The following is a 6254-nucleotide window of genomic DNA, read 5'->3' on the forward strand; positions in this document are numbered from 1 at the left end:
TCTTCTTCGAGCTGGTGTGGATCTCGTCCATCGTGGACACAACCTGCGAGACCACCGTGCCGCCCTTGCCCGCCGTGTCGGAGGCCGAGCCGGCCAGCTGGTTGGCGGTGGTGGCCGCGTCGGCCGTCTGCTTCACCGTGCCGGTGAGCTGCTCCATGCTGCTGGCGGCCTGCTGCAGGTTGCTGGCCGTGTGCTCGGTGCGCTGGCTCAGGTCCTGGTTGCCGGTGGCCACCTCGCTGGAAGCCAGCTGGATGTTGGAGGCCGCGTCGCGGATGTCGCCCACGATGCTGCGCAGCCGCTGCTGCATGGCGGTGAGCGAGCGCAGCAGCGCCGCGGTCTCGTCCTTGCCGTCGGCCGTCACCTCGCGGGTCAGGTCGCCCTGGGCGATGGCTTCGGCCAAGCGGCGGGCTTCGTCCACCGGCTGGCAGATCGAGCGCATGTTCAGCAGCGTCAGCGGCAGCACCACGGCCACGGCCAGCAGCAGCGCGCCACCGAACAGCAGCACCGTGCTGGAGACGGCGGCCTCGGCCGACGCGTGAGCCTGCTGCGCTTCCTTCTCCAGCGCCTCGCGGATCTCGCCCACCATGGCCACGGCGGCGTCGCTGGCCTGGTGGGCGGGGCCCAGCATGCGGTTGGCGACGGTGGCGGTGTCGTAGGCGCCGGCTTCCAGCTGGCGGGCCACCGGCGCCAGCTTCTTGGCGTAGGTGTCCAGCTCCGGCTGCATGCGGCGCAGGATGGCGTTGTCCACGTCGTCCTCGCCGGCCAGCATCTTCTCGATGATCTGGTTGGCGCGCGCCAGCGTCTGCTTCCAGGCCTCGTGGTGCTTGGTCACCAGCTCCGGCTTCTCGTAGCTGATGATCATGTCCTTCTCGAGGCTGCGCAGCTCGCCGATGGCGGCGCGCAGGTCGCTCAGCTCGGAGGCCTCGGCCACGGTGTTCTGCGCGAACGCCGTGTTGATCGACTCGATCCTGTACATGCCGTACAGGCCGGCGCTGCCCACCAGGGCGAGCAGGAAGAGCACCACCCCGATGGCGCCGATCATGCGCATGCGGATGGTGAAGGTTCTCATCATGTGATTGAACTGCATGGGCGATCCAACGTACTGCGGTTAGGGGCGATGCACGGTGCTGCCGCGCATCAATGCCGGCTGCGGCGGATCAGGCTGCCGACATCCAGGATCAGGGCCACGCGGCCGTCGCCCATGATGGTGGCGCCCGACACGTCGTTGACGCGGCGGTAGTTGGCTTCCAGGTTCTTCACGACCACCTGCTGCTGGCCGAGGAGCTCGTCCACCAGCACCGCGACGCGGCCGCCTTCGGCCTCGATCACCACCAGGATGTTGCTCACGTGCTCGAAGTCGAAGCGCGGCACCTGGAACACTTCCTCCAGGTCGATCACCGGCATGTACTCGTCGCGCACTTCCACCACGCGGCCACTGCCGCCAATGGTCTTGACCATGCCCGGCTGCACCTGGAACGACTCGACCACGCTGGACAGCGGCAGGATGTAGCACTCGTCGCCCACGCCCACGCTCATGCCGTCCATGATGGCCAGCGTCAGCGGCAGGCGCACCCTCACGCTCATGCCATAGCCCTCGGCGGAATCGATCTCCACCGAGCCGCCCAGCGAGGTGATGTTCTTCTTCACCACGTCCATGCCCACGCCGCGGCCGGACACGTCGGTCACCTGCTCGGCGGTGGAGAAGCCCGGCGCGAAGATGAGGTTCCACACCTCCGAGTCGGTCATGGTGTCGGGCGCGTCGATGCCCTTCTCGCGGGCCTTCTTCAGCAGCTTCTCGCGCGACAGGCCGCGGCCGTCGTCGCGCACCTCGATGACGATGCTGCCACCCTGGTGGGAGGCCACCAGCGTGATGGTGCCGGTCTCGCTCTTGCCCTTGGCCAGGCGGTCGGCTGGCATCTCCACGCCGTGGTCGCAGCTGTTGCGCACCAGGTGGGTCAGCGGGTCGGTGATCTTCTCCACCAGGCCCTTGTCCAGCTCGGTGGCTTCACCCTGCGTCACCAGCTCCACCTTCTTGCCGAGCTTGGCGGCCAGGTCGCGCAGCATGCGCGGGAAGCGGTTGAACACCATCGACATCGGGATCATCCGGATCGACATCACCGCTTCCTGCAGGTCGCGGGTGTTGCGCTCCAGGTCGGCCAGGCCCGAGACGAGCTGCTGGGCCACGCCCGAGTCGAGGTTCTTGCTGTTCTGCGCCAGCATGGCCTGGGTGATGACGAGCTCGCCCACCAGGTTGATCAGCTGGTCCACCTTCTCGACCGACACGCGCAGCGTGGCGGAATCCAGCGCGGCGCCCTGCTTGGCCTCGGCCTTGGCGGCGCGCGGCGCGGCGGCGGCGGCCGGCTTGGCGGCTTCGACCTCGGCGGGCACGCCGGCGGGTGCGTTCGCCGTGGCGGCGGCACCGCCCGGTGCGCCCGGTGCGTCGTCGAAGAAGCCGTAGCCGGGGTCGGCCGCCGGTGCGTCGGTCACGACCGGTGCGCCGGGGCTGCCTTCATGGAAGCCGTAGCCCGGCCCCAGCGGCTGCAGCTTCATGTGCTCGCGGCTGACGTGGAAGCTGAACAGGTCCAGCAGGTCGTTGTCGGTGCTGCCGGTGGTGATCTTGAAGCGGCGCATGCCGTCGGCCGCGCGGCCGGCGTCCAGCGGCTCGATCACGCCCAGGTCGGCGATCTCCTTGAACAGCTCGGCCAGGCTGTCTGCCTGCTCGGGCCGGGGCAGCGGGCCCACGGTGAGTTCGAGCTGGCGCAGGCCGGGGCCGGCGGCCGGGGCCGGCGCGGCGGCGGGCGGCAGGTCGTCGACGATGCGCTCCGGCGCCGGTGCGGCCGCCACGGGCACGGTGGCCACGGCGGTGGGCACCGGGGCGCTGCCGCCTTCGACGAGCGCGCGGATGCTGAACAGCAGCTCGGTGGTGTCCACCGGATCGCCGCCGGCGCCCTGGTGGCGCGCCAGCTGCGCACGCAGCGCGTCGCCGGCCAGCAGCAGCACGTCCACCATCTGGGCATTCGGCGCCAGTTCGTGGCGGCGCAGCTTGTCCAGCAGCGTTTCCATCTGGTGGGTCAGCTCGGCCACGTCGGCAAAGCCGAAGGTGGCCGCGCCGCCCTTGACGGAGTGCGCGCAGCGGAAGACCGCGTTCAGCTCTTCGTCGTCCGCGGATTCCAGGTCGATCTGCAGGAGCATCTGCTCCATCGAGTCCAGGTTCTCGCCGGCTTCCTCGAAGAAGACCTGGTAGAACTGGCTCAGGTCGAACCCGGCCGAGGCGTTGCCGCCTTCTTGAGTCATTTCGCCCATCGGGTGCTCCGGTCCGGTCAGCGGATGACCTTGCCGATCACCTCGATCAGCTTGGCAGGGTCGAACGGCTTGACGAGCCATCCGGTGGCGCCCGCGGCGCGGCCGGCCTGCTTCATCTGGTCGCTCGACTCGGTGGTCAGGATCAGGATGGGCGTGGCCTTGAACTTGGGGTTCTCGCGCAGCTTCTTGGTCAGGCCGATGCCGTCCATGCGAGGCATGTTCTGGTCGGTCAGCACGAGGTTGAAGTCGCGGCTGTTGGCCTTTTCCCAGGCGTCCTGGCCATCGACGGCTTCGACGACGTTGTAGCCGGCGTTCTTCAGGGTGAAGGTCACCATCTGGCGCATGGACGCCGAATCATCGACGGCAAGGATTGAGTGCATCGTTCGTTACTCCGAATCGGGTCTTGCTGGTTTTCGGGTGAAGGCGGGGCTTCTTTAGCTCAGAACAACTCGATGGACCCGGCGTCCATTTCGTCCTGCGTCACGGGGTTGGGCCGCAGCGGCGGTGTCTCGACGATGGCCAGGCCTTCCTCGTCGTCCACGCCCCAGGCGTCGGCGGCCAGGCGGTCGGCGCAATTGCGCAGGCGCTGCATGGTGTGCGCCACCAGCTGCGAGGCCATGTCCTGGAACTGCAGGGCGGTGATCGCCTGGCCCAGGTGCTGGGCGATGGTGCTGGCGGAATCGTGCTGCTGGGCCGCGTCGCGCAACGACTGCACCGCGGCATTGGCGCCGTCGAAGCTGGCCATCAGCGTCTCGCAGGCGCCCGACAGCAGCCGTTGCAGGCGCTCCAGGTCGTTGCAGGCCACCATCAGGTGGTCCTGCATCTCGGCATTGGCCAGCAGCACTTCGCTGGATCGGGTTTCGGGTACGTCGTTCATCGGCTTCGGGGCTCCGGCAAGGGCGAATCGGCCCGACCGGGCGGACTGCCCGGGCTCGGTTTTCGATGCATGGCATTGTTGGAAGGCCCGGCCCCCGGCGATGCGGCGATCACCCGTCAAAATGGGCCCCAGTTCAACCTTCCCGAGCGAGGGCCCGCGGGGGCCGATACTCGTCGCCATGACCAGCGTCCATCGCCTGCGTGTTCTGCACATCGAGGATTCCGAGCTCGACCACGACCTGGCCCTGGCCTACCTGCGCCGCGGCGGGCTGGACGTGGACACCCGGCGCGTGGAAACCGAGGCCGAATTCCGCGCCGCGCTGGCCGAGCCCTGGGATGCGGTGCTGTCGGACTACAACCTGCCGGGCTTCTCCGGCCTCACCGCGCTGGAAATCCTGAACGCCAGCGGGCTGATGATCCCGTTCATCCTCGTCTCGGGCGAGATCGGCGAGGACACCGCGGTGGAAGCCATGCGCAACGGCGCCAGCGACTACCTGCTCAAGGCCAACCTCTCGCGGCTGGCGCCGGCGCTCGAGCACGCCATCGAGACCACCGAGATGCGCCGCCAGAAGGCCGACACCGACCGCGCGCTGGCCGCCTCGCGCACGCGGCTGTCGGAGCTGGCGCAGCACCTGCAGACCAGCGTGGAGATGGAGCGTGCGGCGATCGCGCGCGAGATCCACGACGACGTGGGCGGCTCGCTCACCGCGGTCAAGTTCGACCTCGCGTGGATCGCCCGCCACACGGTCAACACCGAGGTGTACGACCGCGTGCAGCAGGCGCTGGAAACGGTCACCTACGCGATCGAGGCCAGCCAGCGCATCATGCACAACCTGCGGCCGGCCATCCTGGAGCAGGGCCTGGTGGCCGCGCTGCAATGGATGGCCAACCGCTTTGAGAAGCGCACCGGCATCGCCTGCACCTGCCGCGTCAGCCACGATGCGCTGCCCACGCTGCCGGCCGGCGTGCCGCTGGTGGCCTACCGTACCGCGCAGGAGGCGCTCACCAACGTGAGCAAGCATGCACAGGCCACGCGCGCGTCCATCGACCTGTCGCTGGCGCAGGGCGTGCTGTCGCTGGAAGTCAGCGACAACGGCCGCGGCCTGTCGAGCGAAGACCTGGCCAAGGCCCGCAGCTTCGGCATCCGCGGCCTGCATGAAAGAGCCGGTACCGTCGGCGGCTGGGTGGAACTCAGCAGCGGCGGCAGCGGTCGAGGTACCACGCTCATCCTGTCGGTGCCGCTGCACGTGCAGCGCAGCGCGCCGGGGGACGATGAGGACTTCAACGATGCGACCGCGGAAACACACGATCCATCCGCCTGGGGGAAACCATGATCAAGGTGATGCTGTGCGACGACCACGCGCTGATCCGGCGCGGCATCCGGGACACGCTGTCCGACGCCTCGGACATCGAGGTGGTGGGCGAGGCCGGCGACTACGGTGAGCTGCGCACCCTGCTGCGCGGAACCACCTGCGACGTGCTGGTGCTGGACATCAACATGCCCGGGCGCAGCGGCCTGGACGTGCTGCATGTGCTGAAGGACGAAGGCTCGCCGATCAAGGTGCTGATCGTCAGCATGTACCCCGAGGACCAGTACGCCATCCGTGCGCTGCGCGCCGGCGCCTACGGCTACGTCAACAAGGGCGGCGACCCGCAGATCATCGTGCAGGCGGTGCGCACGGTGTCGCAGGGCCGCAAGTACGTCACGCCCGAGATCGCGCAGATGCTGGTGGAAAGCCTGACCACGCCGGTGCCCGAGCAGGCGCACGAGAAGCTGTCGGACCGCGAATTGCAGACCCTGGTGATGATCGCCAGCGGCAAGCGCCTGTCCGACATCGCCGAGGAACTGATGCTGTCGCCCAAGACCGTGTCCGTGTACCGCGCGCGGGTGCTGGAGAAGCTGGGGCTGGGCAACAACTCGGAGCTGACGGTGTACGCCATCCGCAACGGCCTGGTGGGCAGCTGAACGGTCCTGCTGGAACGCGCGCCGGCTGGCGCCTCCGGCACAAGGTGCCGTTCGAGTTCCTCCTGGGCGTCTGCCTTGCGCTAGGTGTGAACCGTCAAGAGGTTCTTTC

The 6254-nt window shown here is 68.6% G+C and carries 6 protein-coding genes; 2 read left to right on the forward strand and 4 right to left on the reverse strand.

All coding sequences use genetic code 11. The features are described from left to right. From VO99_RS27275 to VO99_RS27290, 4 genes are all read right to left on the reverse strand, one after another. Positions 1-1069, reverse strand: a 1069-nt coding sequence (locus VO99_RS27275; protein WP_198157102.1) for a methyl-accepting chemotaxis protein, incomplete at its 3' end; no start/stop codon positions are given. 68 nt (positions 1070-1137) lie between these two features. Continuing rightward, the gene (locus VO99_RS27280) at positions 1138-3303 is read right to left on the reverse strand and encodes a chemotaxis protein CheA (protein WP_046116126.1); all 2166 of its coding nucleotides are present in this window, start codon (positions 3301-3303) and stop codon (positions 1138-1140) included. A 17-nt stretch (positions 3304-3320) separates the two neighbouring features. Continuing rightward, positions 3321-3683, reverse strand: a complete 363-nt coding sequence (locus VO99_RS27285) for a response regulator (protein ID WP_046116127.1) — start codon at positions 3681-3683, stop codon at positions 3321-3323. A 59-nt stretch (positions 3684-3742) separates the two neighbouring features. After that, a complete protein-coding gene (locus VO99_RS27290) occupies positions 3743-4180 on the reverse strand; it encodes a hypothetical protein (protein WP_046116128.1) in 438 nt (145 codons plus the stop codon). Positions 4181-4358: 178 nt separating this feature from the next. Here VO99_RS27290 and VO99_RS27295 point away from each other — a divergent pair, with 178 nt between their 5' ends. Both VO99_RS27295 and VO99_RS27300 read left to right on the forward strand, forming a co-directional pair. After that, a complete protein-coding gene (locus VO99_RS27295) occupies positions 4359-5513 on the forward strand; it encodes a hybrid sensor histidine kinase/response regulator (protein ID WP_083441004.1) in 1155 nt (384 codons plus the stop codon). Further along, positions 5510-6145 (forward strand): response regulator, encoded by a 636-nt coding sequence (locus tag VO99_RS27300; RefSeq protein WP_046116130.1) that lies wholly within the window; start codon positions 5510-5512, stop codon positions 6143-6145. Before VO99_RS27295 ends, VO99_RS27300 begins: the two co-directional genes overlap by 4 nt. The last annotated feature ends 109 nt before the right edge of the window (positions 6146-6254 follow it).

This window comes from Aquincola tertiaricarbonis (assembly GCF_000969605.1).
GTDB lineage: Bacteria > Pseudomonadota > Gammaproteobacteria > Burkholderiales > Burkholderiaceae_C > Aquincola > Aquincola tertiaricarbonis.